Source organism: Agrobacterium sp. 5Ca50 (assembly GCF_055381905.1).
Window position 1 is genome coordinate 969,428 of the sequence record NZ_AP026439.1, and the last position, 21,628, is coordinate 991,055.

At 54.2% G+C, this 21,628-nt stretch carries 18 protein-coding genes; 8 read left to right on the forward strand and 10 right to left on the reverse strand.

Annotated elements, in window-relative coordinates; genetic code table 11:
• The first annotated feature begins 17 nt into the window (after nt 1–17).
• From ACZ5FM_RS21930 to ACZ5FM_RS21945, 4 genes are read left to right on the forward strand one after another with little or no spacing between them, the layout of a single operon-like run.
• Nucleotides 18–881: a carbohydrate ABC transporter permease gene (locus ACZ5FM_RS21930; RefSeq protein WP_192489064.1), complete on the forward strand. Its 864-nt coding sequence runs from the start codon at nt 18–20 to the stop codon at nt 879–881.
• A complete protein-coding gene (locus ACZ5FM_RS21935; protein ID WP_464040764.1) occupies nt 878–1,696 on the forward strand; it encodes a carbohydrate ABC transporter permease in 819 nt (272 codons plus the stop codon). Before ACZ5FM_RS21930 ends, ACZ5FM_RS21935 begins: the two co-directional genes overlap by 4 nt.
• 7 nt (nt 1,697–1,703) lie before the next feature.
• Entirely contained in the window at nt 1,704–2,750 is a 1,047-nt protein-coding gene (locus ACZ5FM_RS21940; protein WP_259147149.1) for an NAD(P)-dependent alcohol dehydrogenase, read from the forward strand.
• Complete coding sequence (locus ACZ5FM_RS21945) at nt 2,750–3,802, forward strand: ABC transporter ATP-binding protein (protein WP_464040765.1); 1,053 nt, start codon at nt 2,750–2,752, stop codon at nt 3,800–3,802. The genes ACZ5FM_RS21940 and ACZ5FM_RS21945 overlap by 1 nt, the downstream gene beginning before the upstream one ends.
• 78 nt (nt 3,803–3,880) lie before the next feature.
• Here ACZ5FM_RS21945 and ACZ5FM_RS21950 read toward each other — a convergent pair whose 3' ends face one another.
• Nucleotides 3,881–6,022: a TonB-dependent siderophore receptor gene (locus tag ACZ5FM_RS21950; protein ID WP_464040766.1), complete on the reverse strand. Its 2,142-nt coding sequence runs from the start codon at nt 6,020–6,022 to the stop codon at nt 3,881–3,883.
• Nucleotides 6,023–6,353: 331 nt separating this feature from the next.
• Here ACZ5FM_RS21950 and ACZ5FM_RS21955 point away from each other — a divergent pair, with 331 nt between their 5' ends.
• From ACZ5FM_RS21955 to ACZ5FM_RS21970, 4 genes are read left to right on the forward strand one after another with little or no spacing between them, the layout of a single operon-like run.
• Complete coding sequence (locus ACZ5FM_RS21955; RefSeq protein ID WP_275642553.1) at nt 6,354–7,325, forward strand: iron-siderophore ABC transporter substrate-binding protein; 972 nt, start codon at nt 6,354–6,356, stop codon at nt 7,323–7,325.
• Entirely contained in the window at nt 7,322–8,365 is a 1,044-nt protein-coding gene (locus tag ACZ5FM_RS21960; protein WP_312948706.1) for a FecCD family ABC transporter permease, read from the forward strand. Before ACZ5FM_RS21955 ends, ACZ5FM_RS21960 begins: the two co-directional genes overlap by 4 nt.
• The gene (locus ACZ5FM_RS21965; RefSeq protein ID WP_192489059.1) at nt 8,362–9,402 is read left to right on the forward strand and encodes a FecCD family ABC transporter permease; all 1,041 of its coding nucleotides are present in this window, start codon (nt 8,362–8,364) and stop codon (nt 9,400–9,402) included. Before ACZ5FM_RS21960 ends, ACZ5FM_RS21965 begins: the two co-directional genes overlap by 4 nt.
• Nucleotides 9,399–10,211: an ABC transporter ATP-binding protein gene (locus ACZ5FM_RS21970; RefSeq protein WP_464040767.1), complete on the forward strand. Its 813-nt coding sequence runs from the start codon at nt 9,399–9,401 to the stop codon at nt 10,209–10,211. The genes ACZ5FM_RS21965 and ACZ5FM_RS21970 overlap by 4 nt, the downstream gene beginning before the upstream one ends.
• Nucleotides 10,212–10,269: 58 nt before the next feature.
• On the opposite strand, the gene ACZ5FM_RS21975 is transcribed toward ACZ5FM_RS21970, so the two are convergent.
• The 9 genes from ACZ5FM_RS21975 to iolE all read right to left on the reverse strand — a co-directional run bounded on the left by ACZ5FM_RS21975 (nt 10,270) and on the right by iolE (nt 21,619).
• Nucleotides 10,270–13,029 carry a M16 family metallopeptidase gene (locus tag ACZ5FM_RS21975; RefSeq protein WP_464040768.1) on the reverse strand — a complete coding sequence of 920 codons (2,760 nt, stop codon included), beginning with the start codon at nt 13,027–13,029 and terminating at the stop codon, nt 10,270–10,272.
• 161 nt (nt 13,030–13,190) lie between these two features.
• Nucleotides 13,191–14,444, reverse strand: coding sequence for an LVIVD repeat-containing protein (locus ACZ5FM_RS21980; RefSeq protein ID WP_464040769.1), 1,254 nt, complete (start codon nt 14,442–14,444; stop codon nt 13,191–13,193).
• Between the two features lie 62 nt (nt 14,445–14,506).
• Nucleotides 14,507–15,550 (reverse strand): substrate-binding domain-containing protein, encoded by a 1,044-nt coding sequence (locus ACZ5FM_RS21985; RefSeq protein ID WP_464040770.1) that lies wholly within the window; start codon nt 15,548–15,550, stop codon nt 14,507–14,509.
• A gap of 45 nt (nt 15,551–15,595) precedes the next feature.
• Nucleotides 15,596–16,630: an ABC transporter permease gene (locus ACZ5FM_RS21990; protein ID WP_312948716.1), complete on the reverse strand. Its 1,035-nt coding sequence runs from the start codon at nt 16,628–16,630 to the stop codon at nt 15,596–15,598.
• Nucleotides 16,630–18,108, reverse strand: coding sequence for a sugar ABC transporter ATP-binding protein (locus ACZ5FM_RS21995; protein WP_464040771.1), 1,479 nt, complete (start codon nt 18,106–18,108; stop codon nt 16,630–16,632). The genes ACZ5FM_RS21990 and ACZ5FM_RS21995 overlap by 1 nt, the downstream gene beginning before the upstream one ends.
• 197 nt (nt 18,109–18,305) lie before the next feature.
• Complete coding sequence (locus ACZ5FM_RS22000) at nt 18,306–18,815, reverse strand: DUF2478 domain-containing protein (RefSeq protein ID WP_464040772.1); 510 nt, start codon at nt 18,813–18,815, stop codon at nt 18,306–18,308.
• Nucleotides 18,816–18,996: 181 nt separating this feature from the next.
• Complete coding sequence (locus tag ACZ5FM_RS22005; protein ID WP_464040773.1) at nt 18,997–19,779, reverse strand: TIM barrel protein; 783 nt, start codon at nt 19,777–19,779, stop codon at nt 18,997–18,999.
• A 24-nt stretch (nt 19,780–19,803) separates the two neighbouring features.
• Nucleotides 19,804–20,601 carry a 5-deoxy-glucuronate isomerase gene (iolB, locus tag ACZ5FM_RS22010; RefSeq protein ID WP_259147402.1) on the reverse strand — a complete coding sequence of 266 codons (798 nt, stop codon included), beginning with the start codon at nt 20,599–20,601 and terminating at the stop codon, nt 19,804–19,806.
• 121 nt (nt 20,602–20,722) lie between these two features.
• Nucleotides 20,723–21,619, reverse strand: coding sequence for a myo-inosose-2 dehydratase (iolE, locus tag ACZ5FM_RS22015; RefSeq protein WP_259147161.1), 897 nt, complete (start codon nt 21,617–21,619; stop codon nt 20,723–20,725).
• Between the last annotated feature and the right edge of the window lie 9 nt (nt 21,620–21,628).

The following is a 21,628-nucleotide window of genomic DNA, read 5'->3' on the forward strand; positions in this document are numbered from 1 at the left end:
GCCTAGGATCTGCTGTGATGCGACGCGGACGTTCACTGCCCTATGTATTTCTGGGGCCGACCCTTTTGATCCTGGTCGTGCTGGCACTGGTGCCCACGGTCTATGCGGTCAATATTTCTTTGCAGAACCGGACACTTTCCCAACCGGTGGCCGACTACATCTGGTTTGCAAATTACATTGCTCTCTTTTCGGATGCGCGTTTTCTTAATGCCCTCTGGGTATCGGTAAAATGGGAAGTCATCAGCGTCAGCTTGACCATGTTGACAGGCATCGGACTTGGTATTGCGATGTTTGAAGCTGCTGGACCGCGCATGCGCAATGTGCTGTGTCTGCTTTTCATCATTCCGGTTTTGCTGCCGCGCGTTTGTGCTGCATTCGTCTGGAAATTCGGCTTTCATCCGCTTTACGGTGCGTTGACCTGGCCGGTGCGTGAATTGACGGGCAGCACCCCGGATATTCTCTCGACACCTTGGGGTGCCCTTCTGGCTGTTGCCTTCGTTGATGTTTGGCAATGGGGATTGTTCTTCGCGGTTATCATCTTGAAGCTGCTGGAATCTCTGCCGCCGCAACCGCTGGAAGCTGCGCGCATTGATAAGGCAAGTCGTTGGGAAATTCACCGCTTCGTGACATTGCCGATGCTGAAGGCGCCATTGATCAGTCTTCTGCTGGTGAAGGCGATTGAAAGCCTGCGCTCTTTCGATCTCGTCTACGTCATGACGCGTGGTGGTCCGGGCATTTCAACCGAAACGCTCGATATGTACGCCTATTCGCAAGGCTTTATTGAATCCGGCAAGATTTCCTATGCGTCTTCAATGGCGGTCATCATGATGGTGCTCACAGTCGTAACCTTTACCTTTACCTGGAAGAGGTTGAACCGATGAAGATTTCCACCATTCTCCTTCGCCTGGTGCTGATCGTTGCTGCGGCGTTTGTCGTCCTGCCGCTTCTCTGGACGCTACTGAATGCGTTCAAAACCAATTCGGATCTGCTGGTCAGTACACCAAAACTGTTTTTCCAGCCTGTCTGGGACAATATGAGTTACGTGTTGAACCGTCGCTCTGTGGCACGGGCTTTGACCAACTCGGTCATTATCTGCTCGTCGGCCGTGGTGATCGGTGCCATCATTGGCGTTCCCTCGGCTTATGTGATCGCCCGCTTCAAGAACCGACTGACGGCAGAAGCGCAGTTCTTTGTTCTGTCGCTGCGCTTCCTGCCGCCTGTCGCGATTGCTATTCCGATGCTGGTGATCTGGCTGGGCCTCGGTCTCTACGATTCACGCCTGTCACTGATCGTAACCTATCTGATCGTTACCGCGTCGATTACGATCTGGTTGTCCGTTCCTGCCTTTGAGCGTGTGAGCATTCACGTCGAAGAAGCGGCCCGAGTTGATGGGCTCGGACCTTATGCAACATTCTTCCGCGTGGCATTGCCAATCGCTCGGTTCCAGATTTTCGGCGCGATTGCCTTTTCTTTCGTGCTCGTCTGGAACGAGTTCCTCTTGGCAATGATGCTTACCACATCCAATGCGAAAACGTTGCCAATCATCGCATCCGAAATGTCCCAGCTCGGCATGAACGTGCCCTGGGGTATTCTAAACGCAGCCGTCGTTCTTTTGTCCATGCCCCCTCTTATCCTGCTTGGATTGCTGGCGGGCGGTCTGAATGCCGCATTCTCGAAAAAACAAAATCAGGGTTGATTATTCAATGAAAGCACTTGTCCTGGAACGCGTTGGCGAATTGAACCTGCGCGATATCGATCTGCCCCAGACCATGGGACCGGATGACGTCCGTATCCGCCTGCATACGGTTGGTGTGTGCGGCAGCGATGTGCACTACTACACACATGGTCGTATTGGTGATTTCGTGGTCAACGAGCCAATGGTGCTCGGTCATGAAGCTGCCGGTACGGTCATTGAGGCTGGTGCCAATGTCACCCATCTCAAAGTCGGGGACCGTGTCTGCATGGAGCCTGGCATTCCTGACCCGATCTCGCGCGCCTCGCGTCTCGGTATCTATAACGTCGACCCTGCCGTTACATTCTGGGCCACACCACCTGTTCACGGCATTCTTTGCCCTGAGACCGTGCATCCCGCCGGTTTCACTTACAAGCTGGCTGACAATGTTTCCTTCGCGGAAGGTGCGATGGTCGAGCCTTTTGCTGTTGGTATGCAGGCAGCTGCCCGCGCCCACATCACGCCCGGCGATACAGCCGTCGTCATGGGCTGCGGCACCATCGGCATCATGGTTGCTCTGGCGGCACTGGCTGGCGGTTGCTCGCGCGTATTGATTTCGGATCTGTCCGAAACCAAGCTGAAATTGGCTGAGACCTACGAAGGCATCACCGGCATCAATCTGCGCGAAACAGATATTGTCAGCGCCGTGAATGAGGCGACAGAAAATTGGGGCGCAGACATCGTATTTGAATGCTCCGGTGCACCTGCTGCCATACGGGACCTGTTCAAGGTCGTGCGTCCGGGCGGCACTGTCGTTCTGGTTGGTTTGCCACCGGAGCCGGTTCCTTTCGATATCGCTGCTGCCTGCGCCCGTGAGTGCCGTATTGAGACCGTGTTCCGCTACGCAAACGTCTTTGACCGTGCGCTGGCGCTGATTGCTGCTGGTAAGGTCAATCTCAAGCCGCTCGTTTCGGACACATATAATTTCGATCAATCGATTGCTGCTTTTGAGCGGGCTGCCGAAGGGCGCCCTGAAGATGTGAAGCTGCAAATCGTGCTGGATAAGGAAACGAGCTGATGGCTACAGTCGAATGCCGTTCCATCCGTAAGGTCTACGGTTCGCTTGAAGTCATGCGTGACTTCAACCTGTCGATCCATGACCATGAATTCGTGGTTTTCCTCGGCCCATCGGGCTGCGGAAAATCGACCATGCTTCGCATGATTGCCGGTCTGGAAGATATCTCTGGCGGCGATCTTCTCATCGGCGGTCAGCGTATGAATGACCGCGATCCTGGTGATCGTGGTATTGCCATGGTGTTCCAGAACTACGCGCTTTATCCGCATATGACCGTTCGCGAGAACATCGTATTCGGTCTTGAACGTGCGGGTGTTGCAGAGGATGCCATCAACGCACGTCTGGCACCGGTCGTCGAAGCGCTGGGTCTCAACGTCTATCTGTCGCGCAAACCGACAGAGCTCTCCGGTGGTCAACAGCAACGCGTGGCGATTGCGCGTGCTATGATCAAGACACCGGAAGTGTTTCTGTTTGACGAGCCGCTTTCAAACCTCGACGCCAAGCTGCGCGGAAGCCTGCGAGTTGAAATCGCCCGCCTGCACCATGACCTGAAAACCACCAGCATCTACGTCACGCATGATCAGCTTGAGGCCATGACGCTGGCTGATCGCATCGTGCTGATGAAGGATGGTCATATCGAACAGATGGGTACGCCAGAGGAGATCTATCAGACGCCTGCCACATTGTTTGCAGCCGGTTTCATTGGTACGCCGAACATGAACTTCCTGGAGCTACAGGCATCAGATGGGGTTTTGGCTGGTGATACAGTCAACCTGGGCGCACCTTTCAATGTCCGCCCCGGTGCTGTGACAGTTGGTATTCGTCCTGGCGCTTTTCGCCTGAACGAAACGGCCGGAACCTTCCGTGGACAGGTTGATCGCAACGAGTTTCATGGCGAAACACGTCTGGTAACACTGAAGAATGGTCGGCATGAATTCAGCGTCGCACTTCCAGCAGAAACGCGTCTGAATGTGGGACAAAACATCGGCTTCGACGTTGATCCTGCAAACCTGCATCTGTTCGATACGACGAGCGGACAACGTCTGTCGGCCTGATCGATTACGCCATTCCGGGCAAAACAGGCATTAAAACGTGTACCCCCACCAGACGGTCTGTCAGGTGGGGGTATTTTATTACCAAGTCCGGCGCAGTGTGACGGCGAACGACCGGCCCGGATTGTAGAAGTCAGCTCCAAAACCGCCATAAGCGACGTACTTCTTGTCGAACAGATTGCTGACATTCAGATCCAGCGATGTGTTTTCCTGAATCTTGTAGTTGAACGACGCATCGAAAACGACGTTGTTTCCAGTTTTTTGCGTGTTTGCATCGTCGAAATAGTAAGATCCAATGTAACGAGCACCCAAGCCAAAAGTCATGTCGCCAATGGTGTCGTTGCCCTCGAGAGTATAATTACCCCACAACGAAGCTGAATGATTGGGTACGAATTGCAGTTCGTTGCCAATGTTCCCGCCAGTGCCATTCTCAGTGATCTCTGATTTCAGGTACGAGTAGGCTGCTGTCAAACTGAAGTTGTTTGTCACCTCTGTTTTTGCCTCAAGATCCAATCCCCGAACCCTAACTTCACCGATGGTCGACGGAAGATTTGTCACTGGGTTCGTGACAGTAATATTTGACTTGGTCAGGTCGTAAATCGCGGCAGTAAATAGACCCGGAAAATTTGTGGGTTGATATTTTACACCCAATTCAATTTGGTCGCCGCGCTCGGGTTGAACGCCTACTGTGGGTGGTGCCACCGACTCCGCGTAGCTTGCATAGGCGGCAAACGCATCAGTAAATCGATAGGTGACGCCAAAGCGCTTAGTAAGCTCACTCACGCGGTCTTCATCATTGCTAACCACTTCGGACCCTGTCCAATACGAAGTGGAGTGTTGCTTCAAATCAAGCCAATCATTTCGAAGCGCGACGGTGGCTATGAGTTTTTCGGAGAACGTCAAATCTTGTTGTGCATATATAGCCGTAGTGTATTGGCGATTTCGCGTTATTTCACCCAGAGGAACTGATGTTGGCGCGCCCGAATATATCGGGTTGGTCCAATCAATGCCGGGTGCGTCACCGAAGTTGATCTGACCATCAGAGGATAGGTTATTGTATTCGACGCCAAACAGGGTCTTACTTTCGACTGCGTCAAAGTTCGCCTCGTATTGCAGATGTGAATCAACGATGAAATTCTCATCTGATGAATCGTCTGCGAAGAATGAACGGTTAGCAGTCGTAGAGCCATTCGTTGGCGTCGACGCAATATATGCGTAACCAAAATCGGTGTTTGCTTTACTATATCGGGCATTTGTACTGAAGCTCAGACCTGAGCCAAAATCATGATCGAACATGACGCTCAAGGAGTTTCTGTTGACTCCGCGATAATTGAAATCCGGCTCGCCGAAGAAACGACTTCTGCTGAAATCCGTCCCAACAGGATGACCACCACTTCCCGGTACGCCATCAGTATTAAGATGATCGTAAACAACGGTCAGGCTGGTGACATCGGTAGGACGCCATGTAAGGCCGCCCATAAAAAACTTCTCGTCATCATTCGAGAAATCGAACTCGGCCTTTGCATTTTTGACCTTGCCCGTAATGCGATACGATAGCGTGTCGTCTTCAGTGATGTTGTCACCAAAATCGATCCCTGTTTCGGCGCGGTCGTAAGATCCCCCGGTCACATAGGCTTCGCCAAACCTTTCGTTTTTGGGTCGCTTCGTCATGTAGTTGACGGCGCCACCTGGGTCAGAAACGCCGAATGTTGCCGAGTTGGCGCCTTTTAGCACTTCGACGCGTTCATATGCAAAAGGCTCTTCACGGAGACCACCAAAGGGACGACCGATCAAAAGGCCGTCTCGATACATATAGGCATCGAAACCGCGAACCTTAAAATAATCAAACCGGTCGTCTGAGCCATAAAAATCAGTCGTGACGCCAGCGGTGTATTTCAACACTTCTTCGACGTTCTGCGCGCCACGTTGCTGGATTTCTTTTGACGTGATCACAGAAACGCTGGCAGGCGTGTTCATGATGTCCGTAGCAATTTTGCCGCCACTGGTTGTTTTGGTAGCGACAATGGATTTGCTGTCATCATCCGCGCCGGCGCCATCAATAGTAATGGTTTGCAAGACGGTATTGGAACCTGAACTGTCTGCATCTTGCGCCAGCGATGTTACCGGCGAAAAAGCGATCAGTGCCGTGCATCCAAGAAGGGCAGCATTGCGATAATGAAGACCGGACCGTTTGCCTGTGCTGCCGTTTTTTTTGCTGTACATGTCCAAATTCCAGAGGTTGGCGTTGTTGTTGCTGGTCACCAACAGGGTGCATTTCTTAGTCCTTTGCCAAAGCGGTTCTGTGCGTCGCTTTGATGCAGAATGGCACGGACTGTGGCGATACCCTGTATTCACCTTCCGCGCTTGTTAACTTGAGGCGTACAGTCTGGTATTGTAGATTCCTCTGGTTTTGTATGAAACTCCGGAAACTTTGACGCGCTGCCGGTTGGTCGTTTGCGTAAGCCTTGACGCATCCCCATTAAACTGGAACTGGAAAGCCAACTTTAAATATCAAGGAGGGTTGGCCGTGCCAAGGTTCTTCGATTTTTACGCAATGGTGGTTGTGACATGCCTTTCATTGCTGGCATTCACACAGGTCCGTGCAGACGAAACCACGTCTTATCCGATCGTCATCAAACATGCGTTGGGAACAACCACGATTGCCAAAAAGCCAGAGCGCGTCGCGACTGTCGCTTGGGCCAATCATGAAGTTCCGTTGGCATTGGGCATTGTTCCCGTTGGTTTTGCTGCAGCCAATTTTGGCGATGACGATGGCGACGGTCTGTTGCCATGGGTCGCTGAAAAGCTGAAAGAGCTTGGTACTGAAAAGCCTGTGCTGTTTGATGAGGGGGATGGAATTGACTTCGAGGCCGTCGCTGCAACCCAGCCGGACGTCATTCTCGCAGCCTATTCCGGCCTCAGTCAGGCCGATTACGACACGTTGAGCCAGATTGCACCGGTTGTTGCTTATCCGGAATCATCCTGGGCGACTGACTGGCGCGATATGATCCGCCTTAACAGCGCAGGGCTCGGCATGGCGAAAGAAGGCGATGCACTAATTAAGCGGATTGAAAAGGAGATCACTGATACTGTCGCTGGGCATCCTCAGCTTGAGGGCAAGTCGGCAATGTTTGTGACGCATCTCGACACCACGAACCTCAGCATCGTCAATTTTTATACCGCCAATGACACCCGCGTGAAGTTTTTTGCCGATCTCGGTCTTAAGTCACCCAAGAGCGTTTTGGATGCAACCACCAAGGGCCAGTTTGCTGCGGGCGTCAGTGCAGAACGTGTCGACGCCTTTGATGATGTTGATATCGTCGTGACTTACGGCAGCCAGGCCTTGCTGGATGCGGTGAACGCTGATCCCCTGCTTTCGCGAATGCCCGCTGTCGCCAATGGCGCAATCGTCATGCTGGGCCGCAATCCACTCGGTACTGCATCCAATCCAACACCATTGTCGATTTCGTGGGTGTTGAAAGACTACGTCAATCTGCTTGCCGAGGCGGCGGGAAAGTCCAAATGATATTGAATAAAGGGTCCTCGCAGGCTGCGAAGGCTTGTCCCGGAAATACCCGCCGTTCGCGGTTATTAGGTTTGGTTGTAGTGCTGGCAGCACTTGCTTTTTTCTGCGCCTTGTCGGTCGCGATCGGTACACGAGACGTGTTTTGGAGCGATATCGTAATGGCATTGCGTGGCCATACGGATAATATAAGCCAAGCTGCTGTCGCAGTCCGACTGCCAAGGACTCTGCTTGCATTGCTTGCGGGCGCTTCACTCGGTTTGGCAGGTGCGATCATGCAGGGCGTTACCCGCAATCCTTTGGCTGATCCCGGCATTCTCGGCGTCAATATGGGTGCGTCTTTGGCGGTCGTGGTGGGTGTGGCGTGGTTCAGTATCGCGTCGGCATACGCCTACATCATGGTCGCCATCTTAGGTGCCGGCATTTCAGCTGTTTTTGTTTACGTCATCGGCTCGATGGGGCGCGGCGGTGCGACACCGCTCAAATTGGCACTGGCTGGTGCCGCGACATCGGTCGCTTTTTCCTCTTTGGTTATCGCTGTAGTCTTGCCACGCAATGATATTGCGGGCGGCATTCGCGCCTGGCAGATCGGTGGTGTTGGTGGGGCGACATTTGAGCGTATTTCTCATGTGCTGCCGTTTCTGATCGTTGGTTTTGCGATCAGCCTATTGTCGGCTCGCAAGTTGAACTCATTGGCGCTCGGCGATGAATTGGCCGCTGGTCTGGGCGAACGTGTTGCGACTGCCCGGGCCATAGCGTCATTCGGGGCAATCCTCTTATGTGGTGCAACGACTGCGATTTGTGGTCCGATCGGTTTCCTTGGTCTCGTCGTTCCACATCTGTGCCGCCTGCTGGTGGGGGTAGACCACCGTTGGCTATTGCCTTTCTCGGCCTTGAGTGGAGCTTGCCTACTACTGGCCGCGGACATTATGGGACGCATCGTGGCACGGCCTGCCGAGTTGGATGTGGGCATTGTCACTGCACTCGTCGGGGCGCCGTTTTTTATCTGGATTGTCAGGCGGCAAAGGGTGCGTGAATTATGAGCATGCTTTCCCCTGTCATCACCTCGATCGCTGGAAACCGGCGTCAGCGCGCTAGTGGCCGGTGGCTTGTTATCTCCGGTCTGGTGGTGTTGTTATGTGCCGTCTTTGCACTGACGCTGATGTCCGGCCAGACGTTTACGCCGCCGAAAGACGTTATCCGTGTGTTGCTTGGTGAGAATATCCCGGGTTTGAGTTTCACCGTTGGTCAGTTGCGGTTGCCGCGCGCTGTCCTGTCCATTGTTGCGGGACTTTGTTTTGGCATGGGTGGCGTCGCCTTTCAGATCATGCTCCGCAACCCACTCGCCAGCCCTGACATTATCGGCATCAGTTCCGGCGCAAGTGCCGCTGCGGTTTTTGCCATTGTTGTCCTGTCGCTCAGCGGGCCGATCGTGTCAGTTTTCGCCGTCGTCTCCGGGCTTGGTATTGCGCTGTTGGTCTATACTCTGTCGTTTCGCAACGGTGTTGCAGGGACGCGATTGATCCTTGTCGGCATTGGTGTCTCTGCCATGCTGCAGAGTTTTATTGCTTACATATTGTCTGTCGCGCCGGCCTGGAGCCTTCAGGAGGCGATGCGCTGGCTGACGGGCAGTGTGAACGGCGCACAGATGTCGCAGACACTGCCGCTCATTCTCGCCTTGGCTGCCTTCGGTGGACTGCTGCTGACCCGCGTTCGTGATCTGGAAGCCTTACGGCTCGGCGATGATACTGCCGCAGCACTTGGCGTGCGTGTCGCCAAGACACGGATCATCGTTATCATCGCATCGGTTGGAATGATCGCATTTGCCACAGCAGTGGCCGGGCCTATTGCATTTGTTGCTTTCCTCTCCGGGCCGATCGCTGCAAGGATCATGGGTAACAATGGTTCGTTGCTTGTGCCTTCGGCACTGGTCGGCGCAACGCTCGTTCTGGTTGGCGATTATTGCGGGCAATTCCTGTTGCCCAGCCGTTATCCGGTCGGTGTCGTTACGGGTGCGCTCGGCGCCCCCTACCTCATTTTCCTTATCGTGCGCGTCAATCGCGCCGGAGGTTCACTATGACTACCTATTCACTTGCCGCCACGAAACTTTCAGCCGGATATGGCGATAGCGTCATTCTGAATGACCTCGATCTGGTGGTGCCACATGGCAAAATCACCGTGATTGTTGGCGCCAATGCCTGTGGCAAGTCGACACTGCTGCGCACCATGTCGCGGCTGATTACGCCACGTGCAGGCCACGTGCTGCTTGACGGCAAGTCCATTCACAAAATGCCATCACGTGAACTGGCGAAAGTGATGGGGCTTTTGCCACAATCCCCTATCGCGCCTGAAGGTATCATGGTGGCAGACCTTGTCAGCCGTGGCAGGCATCCGCATCAGGGCATGTTTGCGCGCTGGACATCAGCGGATGATGAAGCTGTCGCGACAGCGCTTATTGCCACCAAAACTGTTGAGCTGGCAGAACGACCGGTCGACGAACTTTCCGGCGGGCAAAGGCAGCGTGTCTGGATTGCAATGGCACTGGCGCAGCAGACTGAAGTCCTGTTGCTGGACGAACCAACGACCTTCCTCGATATCAGCCATCAGATTGAGGTGCTGGATCTGTTGACCGATCTCAATCAGTCGCGTGGAACGACAATCGTCATGGTTCTCCACGACCTCAATCTGGCGGCACGATATGCCGACTATCTTGTCGCAATGGCATGTGGACGACTGCACATCACGGGAAAGCCGGAAGAGGTTCTGACAGAGGACAATGTGCGACAGGTGTTTGGCCTTGAGAGCCGCATCATAACCGACCCTACCTCAGGGCGGCCGCTGATGCTGCCGATGGGCAGGCATCAGATGGTCGGTGATAAGGCCGTATAATTACGGAGCAGACGCAGCAACTATCAACACGCTGCGTCTAGCGATCTGAACGTTGCAATTACTGCGCCTTGGCCAGAGGCAAGCGGGTCAGCACAGCTATATTATCTGTTTTAAACACCTGCTCGGCATAGGTCTGCAACGCGATCGGCGTCAACTGTTCGCTCAATTTTGGCATGTTGCTGAGGTAGGTCGGGTCGCCGTAACGGCGGTAACTCAAAGACAGTCGGCGCAGCCAAGTGTTGGCGTCACTCATACGCCCGCTTTCGGCAAAGTCGATGTCTGCCTGCAATCGCTTGAAGTCCACAGCCTGTATGTTCTGCGGCATGTTCTTCAGGACATTTATGGCAGCGTCTGCCAGCTCTTCTGCCCGCTCCGGCGCACAAATGAACGACAAGGTACTGATGCTGCGGTTGGTCTCTGGGTCCATGCGCAACTCAAACTGCAGCGTGTAGATGCCACCAAGATGATTGCGCAGTTCATTTTTCAGCGCTTGCTGTGCGACTGGTGTCAGCGTCGAAATGAGGAAGGCTTTTTCTGGCGTCCATTCAAGGGCTGTGAACGTAGATATTTCGACCTGGGCCCGATGATCCCTAAATGTTTGAATGCTCTTTTTGTGTATGCCGTCTTGCTGCCTGGCGGGTGCTGGTGTGAGAGTTGGTGCGCGTGCCAACGCACTCACTGTTTTTGCAAATGTGGTTTTGGTCTCAGGCGTTGGGGCGGGACCGACCGCAAACCAGGTTACCGGTTCCGCGACGAGCGCGCGAGCTGCTTTTTCCAGCGCCTGTGCATCAATCACTCCAATGTTTGCATCGCCGGGGTGATCGGCAGACTCTCCGTAGAGCAACTGCGAATACTCATTGGCAGAGGTGAGGTTGCTGGCCATCTGGGTGCGGAAAGCGTCAGATGCCTCTTCACGAACCAGACCAAATTTTATACTCGCTGCATATTGACGCAACAATTCGGGGAGTTGTTCCGGTTTTGCAGCCACGGCAACGTCGAGCATGCTGTCCTTCAGCGCCCAACTCCACCTCGCTGGCTGGGCTTTTTTCCAAAGTTCATATTCGTCCTGTGACCAGAAATTAAAACCGCTTTGTTCCCAGAGTTGAATGGCAGCCTGTGAAACTGTGCTGCCGAACTCGGCATTCATGAAACCCGGTCTGGATTGTCCTGATAGATAGACCTTGCCATCCGTCGTGTCGCGCTCCAGCCAGACCACGCGATCGCCGTTCGAAAGTGCCCATTCCTGTATCGTTGGGTTGTCATGACGGGTTTCCGAGACGATTTCTCCCGTTACATCAACCGTCGAGTCTGTTGGCCATATTGGCAGCGGCTGCTCTTTCGCGACCGGTTCCTTTGCTACAATGGCGGGCAAATCTGGTAGTGCTGTAACCGTGGACAACGCCTGACGTTGGGCACTGATCTCGTCGACCGATGGAAGCTCTACCGACTTGTCGCCCGGAACCTGATACATCATCACCTGGTCGGGCGCGCGCAGCATATCCTGCATACGGGCAGACAGGCTTTCGAAGGTGATCTGCTCCAGCAGGGCATGTGTGTCCCTCGCCTTTTCACCTGCATCTTGCAGCACGGAATCCATCATCACTGCGTTGGTAATACGGTCTTCCCATTCTGCATAGGTTCGCTGGGCCGCGGCGTCAGGATTGCGGCTGTTGATCCGGACAGCATCTTTCATCAGAGCGTCGAAGCCATCTCGAGACAAGCCCGTACGCCGCAGTCGCTCGACACTTTCAAGCAAAATGTCTTTCGCTCTGTCATGATTTTCGCTTCTGGCGTTGAAGGCCAGAATAAGCCGCCGCTCTACGGGTTCTTGAATGACGAAACTGAGAGAATCGACCATCTCACCGTAATGTTCGCCCTGCGTCTGTATCGCGTCGCGCATCAGGCGGGTCAGGAAATATTTCTCGAGATAGGCAAGTCTGCCGTCATCGCTTTGACGGGGTGGCATTTCCAGTCTGAAAGCATAGGTTACTTGCGAGGTGGTGCCCTGTGGGTCCTGTACCAGGCCGATGGAGAGTTCATCTTTCAACGGGAATGCCACGTAGTCTCTGGATGGTTGTGGCTTGTTCGGTGCTGAGCCAAACAGACGGATAATCGCCTTCTCAGTGCTTGCCGCATCTATCCTGCCAGAGACGATCAGGGTCATGTTGGACGCGACATAGTAGGCATCGTAAAACGCCTTGATGTCAGCGATGGTCGTCGCTTCAATTCCCTCACGTGTGCCAATCGTCGGACGATCTACATAACGCGAACCTGCACGCAGCAGCTCTTTTTTCTGTCGGTTGATGCGTTCAGCCACCTTGTTATCAAGGCGCAGTTCTTCAAGAATGACGAAACGTTCTTTGTCCCAGTCCTCGGCCAACAGTTTCGCGCCAAAGGCCATGTCAGCAACCAGTGCCAAGGACCCTTCTACATCTAGCGCATCATTCGGGCGGGTACGAACCATATATTGGGTCTCTGCTTCGCGCGTGACTGCATTGATCTGCACGCCGGTGCGCCACCCAAGCTTCTGAAAGTAGGTGTGTAATGTCTCGGGGTGCGCCTGCGTCGACTGGAACACCATATGTTCAAGGATGTGGGCAGTGCCACGCGGTATCTCTTCATCAACAGATCCGGCGTGCACAACAAGGCGGATGTTGAACGGTTCATCTGCGTGTTTGCTGTCGTAGAGAATGTAGGAGAGGCCGTTATCCAACTTTCCGTGCGTCACCTTCTTGTCCCACTCCACACCATTAGCCTGAGCAAACTGAAGTCCGGCAAAAAGGGCAACTAGGGCAAACACGGCGCGCACAAAGATCATAACGTCACTTTCAAAATTCCACGAACGAATGCGTTCACTGGTATTCGACGTTTGATCTCGTTTGATCTCACAAAAAATCTGAGTATTTTGCGAATGATTAAAAGCGAAACCTATGGTCCTCCGATATCATCAACGGACCATAGGGGTGCTAGCGTCTGCGATCAGCCGCCATATTCGATTATTTCAAGGCCAGCATTGTAGTCGGTTGCATAGATCAGGCCATTGGCATCAACAAAAACGTCAGCCGACTGGATAACCCTAGGCCGATTTGGTCTCCGGTCCGTCATTGTTGTTGGGCCAGCCGGTACGAGCGCGCCCGTTTCAACGGGGTGATAGGGGTCGGATACATCGAATGCCCGGATACCGGCATTCTGCCATGTCGCAAAAATCAGAGTTTCCGACACAAACGAACCGGGGCGGTTTTCGTGAAGATTGTGTGGACCAAAATGGCCGGCCTTTTTGGTGTAGTCGATCTCATTTGGGATCGGAAATGTCGAAATACTGATCGGGTTTTCGGGAACCCGGATGTCGAATACCCACGTATGTTTGCGGCCGTCTTCTTCGTTATCAAGCACCGCCTCGTCGGCGACGACAAGCAGATCGCGTCCTGGCAATGGCAATGGAGAGTGCGTGCCACCGCCGTAGGGAGGGCACCAGTTGTGGTGTTTGATCATCTTTGGTGCGGAATGATCCGACACATCAAGAAGGGTCAGGCCGCCATCGCGCCAGCAGGCATAGGCTGTGTTGCCATGCACAAGGGCGTGGTGAAGTGCATAACGACGCCCCTCACCCCAGTTTGGTGTTTCGCCAGCCGCAAGGTTCATGCCCGGCAACCACCAGCGGCCGACAAGTTCGGGTTTCGCGGGATTGGCAAGGTCGATAGTCACGAAAATATAATCCGAAAAACCATCCAGAAGTGCTGATGCATAGGCGTAACGGCCGCCGACGTACCAGATGCGGTGCAGACCGACGCCGTCGACATCCAGCTGGCCGATTTTGCGGGGCTGAGCGGGGCTTGAAATATCGTAGACGCTCATTCCAGCCGTCCAGGAATGCTCGCGCTTTGTCGCCGCGACGGTTTCACCTACTGACTGGGTGTAATAGGCTTTCTCATCGGTGAAGGTCTCAACGTCGGCAAACAGGTCAAGCGCATTGATGACCAAAAGCAGATCGCCGTGTGTCTGCAGATGGATGTTCCAGGTGTTCGCGGGCGCCGCTACATAATTGACCGTGCGCGGGTTCTTGGCGTCCGACACGTCGACGATTGAGAAGCCCTGTGACCAGGGGTGGGCAATATAAGCGTGGTTACGGTGAACCATAAGCTGCAGGCCATCACCACGACCGCCAATATCGCTATGGCCAATCAGTTTCATATTGCGGGCGAAATCCGGCTTCGGCAGGTCTGTCATGGCCATTCTCATTGCTTGGTAAAGGGAAAAACGCCGCCTTGCGGGCGGCGCCATTTTCATCTTTGGCCTTACTGCTTTGCAGCAGGAATCCATTCGGCAGAGGCAGCATCGCTCTTCTGGAATGCCGGGAACTTCTGTTGAAGCTCCTCGATCGTGCCGATGTTGTTGTTGACCAGATCGTCGCGGGTGATCAGGGTTGGCTGAAGCAGGACGGAACGGCCAGGGAACTGACCGGCAATCGCCAGCGATACGGCGCGAACAGAGACTTCACCCACAACAGCGGCGTTGGTGGCGGCAGTTGCAACCCATGCGCTGTCCGGCTCTGTGATCAGCTGAATGTCGGCGGTCGAAATGTCGACGCCATAGATTTTGACCTGCTGCGAAAGACCCAGCTCATCGATAGCCAGCTTTACGCCCTTGGCGAATTCGTCCCAAGGCGTGAATATGACGGAGATATCCGGGTTGGCGCGCAGGATTGCTTTGGTCTGGTCAGCTACTGAAGCTGGTACCGTGTCGTTCACGACGCCCCATACGGCCTTTTCAGTCAGCTTGTGCTTTTCGACAAATTCTTTCCAGACGCCATAACGGCGATCAAGTGGTGCAAAACCTGCAACATAAACGGCGCCGCCGACAAATGCTTCGCCCTTATCTTTCACAGCCTGCTGAAGAACAAGCTTCGCCATATCCTTGTCGCTCTGTTCAATCTGCGGGATCTGCGGGTTATCGAGGTCTACGTCATAGGCGACAACCTTGATGTCGGCATCAAGCGCCTTCTGCGCTACGTCCTGCAGAACCTCAGGGCGACCGTTATTGATGATGATGCCGTCAACGCCAAGATTGATAGCCTGCTCAACCAGATTGCGCTGGGTGTCATTGTCGTTACGTGCCTGCGAGACTGTCAGATTGATGCCGAGTGCATCAGCCTGCTTCTTCACGCCAGCTTCAAATGCCTGCAACCAGTCGCCGCTACCAAGGAAGCTGACCACGGCTATGTTAACAGTCTTGCTGTCGAATGGTGCTGGTGCACCGGCGATACCGGCAGCGGATGCCGGTGCGGTGAAAATCGAACCGGCAATGACGACGGCTGCCAGCCTTTTCAGTGTCTTGAACATGGTTTTTCCATTTCGTTGCTAAGAATAATTCGAGAGAATGCCTGGTTAGTTTTGGGAGCGGCCAATGCCGTAGGTCAGCGCCAGTGCCCCGACGAGCACAGCACCCTTGATGAAGTCCTGCGTGTAATAAGGGGCGTTCAGCATGGTCAGGCCATTCAGCAACACACCAACAAACACAGCGCCGATCAGGGTGCCGAGGACGTTTGGACGTCGCAGGCCGAGAACCGCGAAACCGATCAGCGACGCGGCAACAGAATCCATCAACAGCGATGCGCCTGACGATACGTCGCCTCTGCCGACGCGTGCGGCAACGATAATGCCGCCCAACGCAGCAAGAGTGCCAGAAAGCACATAGGCGAAGGTCTTTATGCGGTTGACATTCGCACCGGCCAGTCGTGTGGCTACTTCATTGCCACCCGTCGCATAAAGCAGGCGTCCCAATCGCGTCCGCTCCGTCAATACAAACAGGATGAGGGCGACCAGCAACATCATCAGCACGGAGAACGGGATGGTGCCAAACAGGCTGGAACGGCCAATTGTCAGAAATGCCGGATCGTATTTTCCGGTGGCTGTCGTACCATCGGGCAGAATGAGGCCGACCGAAATCGAGCGCCCGGCGGTTGGAATAAGCTGCAAGCCGGTCAGCAGGAACATGGTCGATAGGGTCGCCAATAGGTCTGGTACCTTCAGCTTCACAATTAAAAATGCATTGGCGAAACCGACAAGCGCACCGAAGGCCAGCACCAGCGGTACGGTCTGATAGGCATTCAGGCCAAGCACGATCATGGCGTAGCTCGCGGCCATCACACTCGAAGCAGCAACTGCGCCGACAGAAAGATCGAAGCCACCAATAGCAAGCGTGACCGTGACACCTGCGCCGATGATCGCGACGACGGATACCGCCTGCAGAATGCTCATCAAGTTGTTGATGTTGATGAATGCGGGTTGCGCCAGTGAGAAGCCGACAACAAGCGCGATCAGCAGAATGAAAACCGCACCACGGCGAATGGTTTCTCGAACTGTCTCCAGACCATTGCCGCCGCGTGGATTTTCAGAAGTGTGTTGGGCGCTGTTGGTCATTAGACAGTGTCCTCTTGATAGCCGGTGAAGGCCGAATGTTTGGTTTCTTCGCGCAGCGTATGGTGGTCCATCACCAATACGCGGTCCGCAACTTCATGCGCTTCTTCCGCATCTGAGGTTGCGATCAATGTCGCGCGTTCGGTGTGGCCGCGAATTGTTGCGATGATGTCCTGACGCGCACCGACGTCCACACCCTGAAATGGCTCGTCCAAAAGCAACACCCGGCTTGGCTCCGCTTCCCAACGTGCAATCACTGTCTTTTGTTGGTTGCCGCCAGACAGCGACCACACTGACGCAAGAGAGTCGACTGCCTTGATGCCAAGCCGTTTGATGGCGGCATTGCCCTCATTTTCTTCGCGTTTCGAGAACATGAAACCTGAACGATACCAACGGTTCAGATGCGGCAGGCTGATGGTGGAGGCAATGCTTTCACCGGGCCAACCTGCATGTATCAGCGACGAAGTGTGTCGATCTTCAGCCGCCATGACCACGCCTGCGGCAATGGCGTCTGCCGGCTTGCGCGCATTGAACGGCTGTCCGTTCAATGTGATGTTACCAGATACGAATGAACCGACACCGAAAAGACCGGAGAGAAGACGACTTTTGCCGGCTCCGAGCACGCCGGTTATCGCAACGACTTCACCCTTGTGAACGGTCAGATCGAAGGGCCGACTATCGGGCAATAGCTGAATACCTGTCAGCTCCAGAACCGCCTGTCCAAATTGCCGCTGGTCGGGCCGTGCCGATTCAAGCGACCGTCCGATCATTGTCTCGATGGCGGCTGAAAAATCAATTGGTCTGCTGAAGGCACCGACATTGCGACCACCACGCAAGATGACAACCCGGTCAGCCAACGCCTCCAGATCTGCAGTGCGGTGTGAGATATAAAGGACGGCGATGCCGCGTGCCTTCAGTTGCCGCAAAATCTCATAGAGACGCTCCGCTTCCCGTACCGAGAGACTTGCAGTCGGTTCGTCTAGAATAAGTAGACGTGCGTTTTGCGAGAGCGCGCGCGCTATAGCCACCATCTGTCGGTCCGCAGTGCCAAGCGTCTCGAAGTCGCGATCAAGGGGCAGATCAAAACCCGCTTCCTGCAGAATGCGTGCGGCTTCGCGCCGTACTGTTCTGTGAGAGAGGAGAAACGGATGACTGCGATCAACGAATTGATTGAGCAAAAGCGCATCTGCAACGCTCAGACCGGGAATGCCGACCACGTCAGTGGACTGATGAACGGTGACAATGCCGCGTGCGGCGGCCTCGGCCGGGTTTTGCGGTTTGTAGTCTGTATCTTCCCAGACGATTCTGCCAGAATCTGCCGTGTAGAGACCGGACAGAATCTTTACCAGCGTGGATTTTCCTGCACCATTGGCGCCCATGAGGGCTACAATTTCGCCGCGCTCGACCTGCAAAGAGGCATCCCTCAAGGCGTGCGTCGAGCCAAATGCTCGCGAAATATTTTGAACGTCCAGAAGAGGCATGATGGAAGAAAACCTGCTAATATTATCAGGATTTCGTAGCCATCCTTTGTCGGCAAACAAGGCCGTGAATTCTATTCTCGACCTAATCCACGGAATAAATTTCCAACAGTCCGTCGGGCCATTGCGAGAACTTGAATTTTGCTAAGAAAAACAAGTGAATTGCCTGTGCTGTGGCGCAGTATTTTATCTCGCGTCGTCTAGTGTACTGCCTCAGCTGTTACCCAGTTTACAATGTAATTCGGGTCTGCTGGCAGGATTTCCGCGCAGCCATCCGCGAAAGAGAGAAAGGCTTCGAGATTGAGTTTGTTGACACCGATGACTACGGGAATGTCCCGTTCCATGGCGTCGATGATCATCGAAACAAAGCCGCGACCCTCGGCTTCATGTTTGCCAAACTTGTTGACGATCAACACGGAGGCGCCATCTGCGCGTGCAGCAGCTTCTGTTGTCGCTGCCTCCAGAGCAGCACTGTCCAACCGGCATCCGGTTGCGAGTTCACCTAAGTTCTGGCTGATCCGAAACACTGGCCCATCCGGTAAAATCTGAAGGTCCATGTCGCATTTGCTGCGGTTTGGACCTTTGTATGGTGCATGAATTGCGCCTGACGGTTTCATGCCAGCTTCTTCAAACAGCTTGACGAGCTGCGACAGGCATTTGTCCAACTCATCGCCGTCTGTCAGGTTGATGTACCCAAGCCGCATGGTCATTTTCCTCACATTTCCGTCATGCCAGACACTGGCCGATATTCTGAAATGCATGAACCATGCGGTGTTTCACGTCGTCAATAGCCGATGCTGTAAACGGCTTGTCTTGTCTTGTTTGGTTTGTGGCTGTGACAAAGACTGGACGTAGACAATGCGCGAAAAGAGCGTCGCTCAGAAACCTTGCCTATAAGGTGAAGGCATTGCGGAAGGCTTCAAGCGCACGCTCAGGATCACCTTTTGCAAATGCCTCCATACCGACCGGTCCGCGATATCCCATGTCGTTTAACGCTCGTGCGATCACCGGATAGTTGATTTCGCCGGTGCCGGGTTCACATCGTCCAGGTACGTCCGCCACCTGTATCTCGCCAACCCATGGCAAGCAGGATTTGCAGGTTTCAATCAGATTACCCTCACCGATCTGCACGTGATAGAGATCAAGATTGAGACGCAGACGGGAATGATTGACGGATGACACCAGAGCAAGCGTGTCTTCTGCCCGACCAAAAGGTGTGCCGGGGTGATCGAGGGGAAGATTGAGGTTCTCGAGTGTGTAGACGACATCCTCCTCTTCCGCCATCTCGGCGATACGTGCCAGAGTATCGCGTGCCTTGAGCCACATTTTACCGGTGACAATCTCACTGGGTTGAGCCGGCAGGCCGCCCTCGCCGAGGCCGGTGCCATGCAGGTTAAGCCGGGCGACACCAAGCCGCTTACCAATTTGGGCGGTTTCCCGTGCTGAACGCAGCAGTTCAGTGGCTCCTTCATCGTCGGCCAAACGGCCAGTGAGGTAACCGTTCATGATCGAAAAACTGGCGCCGGATTGTACCAAGGCTTCCAGGTCATGATCCGGCCAGTTCCAAAGGCCGACGTCAAACCCCATTTCGGCAAGGCGTGCGCAACGCCATTCAATCGGCTTGTCCCGCCAGATCATTTCGGCGCAGACGGCAAGTGTAAACGGTTGGGTCATGATAAGTACTCTGAGGTTCTGCGATTACTTCAACAGATGTTCGACATTGGGGGCTGCAACGAACCGCCATTTGCGCAGTGGGCCAGCCATCACATTGAGATAATACATCTCGAAGCCATAAGGCGCGCCGCAGGGATGGTGGCCGCGTGGCACGCAGACGACGTCGCCGTCGTGAACTGCCATGGTCTCATTCAATTGCAGGTCATCGGTATAGACCCGCTGCACGCCAAAACCGTCCGCAGGGTTCAGCCGGTGATAATAGGTCTCTTCGAGATAGGTGATGCGGGGAAAATCATCTTCGTCGTGGCGATGGCTTGGATAGCTTGACCAGTTGCCAGCGGGTGTGAAGACCTCGGTGACCAGCAGCGAGTCACAATAATCCTCGTTTTCCATGGCGATATTGTTGATGTAGCGGGTGTTGCTACCTTCGCCGCGCTGTGTAAGCGTAATGCTGTTTGGGTCAATCAGGCGGGCTTCGTGACCACTCTTGCCAGGAGCGGAACACACGGCAATCACGCAATCTGTTTCGGCCGTCGCCTGCCAGTTCGAGCCATTTGGCAGATAGAGCGAATGGGGAGCTGTCTTTTCAAATACATTCATGCGGTTGCCCAAGATACCCCAATCCCGGCCGTTCGAATTTATCGCGGCTTTACCCTCGATCAGGACAAGGATCACTTCACGATCACCCGTTGCCTCCGCTGCTTTTTCACCTGCTCGCAAACGATGGAGCGAAAAACCGACATAACGCCAGCCAGCCGAAGTGGGAGTGATTTCGTGCACCTTTCCGTGGGTGCCAAAAGGCCGATGGAGAAGATTGGGCATCGTGTTTCCTCCTGGGAATATCACCCGCTTGAGCGATCTTGGGTGATGCATGCAATAAATTATTGATAAGAGAACGCTGCATCCGGGTTAGCCGGGGCAGCATTCTTGTGGTCGTTGGATGTCAGACGAGACCTGTCTTTGCGGCTGCCTCTTTTAAGGTTTTCAGGCCGAGTGACTGGTATTGATGCGGATTGCGAACCTTTGGATCCTGTTCGGCTTCGATGACGATCCAGCCCAGATAACCTTCATCCTTGAGTATTTGCAGAAGCGGCAGGAAATCGACGCCACCTTCGCTGTCGCCCGGAACGGTGAATACGCCTGCCCGCACACCATCCATAAATGACAGGCCGTTTTCGCGGACCTGTCGCATAATGGCAGGACGGACATTCTTGGCATGGAAGTGCGCGACGCGCTTTACGTATTTGCGAAGCACGGGTGTCGGATCGGCGCCGTTAGCACCGAAATAGCAATGTCCGGCGTCAAAAAGCAGATGTGTTGCCGGGCCGGTCGCGGCCATAAAGGCATCGATCTCTTCCGGTGTTTCGACAACAGTGCCCATGTGATGATGATAGACCAGCGTAATGCCTTGGGACGCCGTGAATGCGGCCAGTTCTTCCACCTTGGCAGCGAAAGCCTTCATCTCGTCTGCTGAAAGTTGCGGGCTTTCCGAAAGTGCTGTCTGCAGCCCTTGAATGGAATTGGAGGTTTCGCAAACGATGCAGACTTTGCAGCCATTGTGCTTCAGCTTGTCGAGGTGCTTCTGGATCGCCTTCTTTTCGTCTTCGACAGACTGAGTCAGAAGGTTGAGGGAATACCAGCCGGAAACGAAGGAAAGACTGTAAGAACCAAGAAGGCTTTTCAAAGCCTCCGGTTCATCGGGCCAGCGGTGGCCGTTTTCGATACCGTCGAAACCGATCTCGGATGCTTCCCGGAGGATCTGTTCTGTCGGTATATCTGCGCCAAGGGTCTGGTCGTCGTCATTGGCCCAGGCGATTGGATTTGTTCCGAAGCGGATCATGCTCATTCC

Excerpts from the sequence above, each read along its gene's own strand:
- iolB (WP_259147402.1), bottom strand. The coding sequence starts at position 20,601 with ATGCCCAATCTTCTCCATCGGCCTTTTGGCACCCACGGAAAGGTGCAC.
- ACZ5FM_RS21995 (WP_464040771.1), bottom strand. The coding sequence starts at position 18,108 with ATGCCTCTTCTGGACGTTCAAAATATTTCGCGAGCATTTGGCTCGACG.
- ACZ5FM_RS21950 (WP_464040766.1), bottom strand. The coding sequence starts at position 6,022 with ATGTACAGCAAAAAAAACGGCAGCACAGGCAAACGGTCCGGTCTTCAT.
- ACZ5FM_RS21975 (WP_464040768.1), bottom strand. The coding sequence starts at position 13,029 with ATGATCTTTGTGCGCGCCGTGTTTGCCCTAGTTGCCCTTTTTGCCGGA.
- ACZ5FM_RS21965 (WP_192489059.1), top strand. The coding sequence starts at position 8,362 with ATGAGCATGCTTTCCCCTGTCATCACCTCGATCGCTGGAAACCGGCGT.
- ACZ5FM_RS21930 (WP_192489064.1), top strand. The coding sequence starts at position 18 with ATGCGACGCGGACGTTCACTGCCCTATGTATTTCTGGGGCCGACCCTT.
- ACZ5FM_RS21955 (WP_275642553.1), top strand. The coding sequence starts at position 6,354 with ATGGTGGTTGTGACATGCCTTTCATTGCTGGCATTCACACAGGTCCGT.
- ACZ5FM_RS21990 (WP_312948716.1), bottom strand. The coding sequence starts at position 16,630 with ATGACCAACAGCGCCCAACACACTTCTGAAAATCCACGCGGCGGCAAT.
- ACZ5FM_RS21940 (WP_259147149.1), top strand. The coding sequence starts at position 1,704 with ATGAAAGCACTTGTCCTGGAACGCGTTGGCGAATTGAACCTGCGCGAT.
- ACZ5FM_RS21980 (WP_464040769.1), bottom strand. The coding sequence starts at position 14,444 with ATGGCCATGACAGACCTGCCGAAGCCGGATTTCGCCCGCAATATGAAA.
- ACZ5FM_RS21935 (WP_464040764.1), top strand. The coding sequence starts at position 878 with ATGAAGATTTCCACCATTCTCCTTCGCCTGGTGCTGATCGTTGCTGCG.
- ACZ5FM_RS21945 (WP_464040765.1), top strand. The coding sequence starts at position 2,750 with ATGGCTACAGTCGAATGCCGTTCCATCCGTAAGGTCTACGGTTCGCTT.
- ACZ5FM_RS21985 (WP_464040770.1), bottom strand. The coding sequence starts at position 15,550 with ATGTTCAAGACACTGAAAAGGCTGGCAGCCGTCGTCATTGCCGGTTCG.
- ACZ5FM_RS22005 (WP_464040773.1), bottom strand. The coding sequence starts at position 19,779 with ATGACCCAACCGTTTACACTTGCCGTCTGCGCCGAAATGATCTGGCGG.
- iolE (WP_259147161.1), bottom strand. The coding sequence starts at position 21,619 with ATGATCCGCTTCGGAACAAATCCAATCGCCTGGGCCAATGACGACGAC.
- ACZ5FM_RS21960 (WP_312948706.1), top strand. The coding sequence starts at position 7,322 with ATGATATTGAATAAAGGGTCCTCGCAGGCTGCGAAGGCTTGTCCCGGA.
- ACZ5FM_RS22000 (WP_464040772.1), bottom strand. The coding sequence starts at position 18,815 with ATGACCATGCGGCTTGGGTACATCAACCTGACAGACGGCGATGAGTTG.
- ACZ5FM_RS21970 (WP_464040767.1), top strand. The coding sequence starts at position 9,399 with ATGACTACCTATTCACTTGCCGCCACGAAACTTTCAGCCGGATATGGC.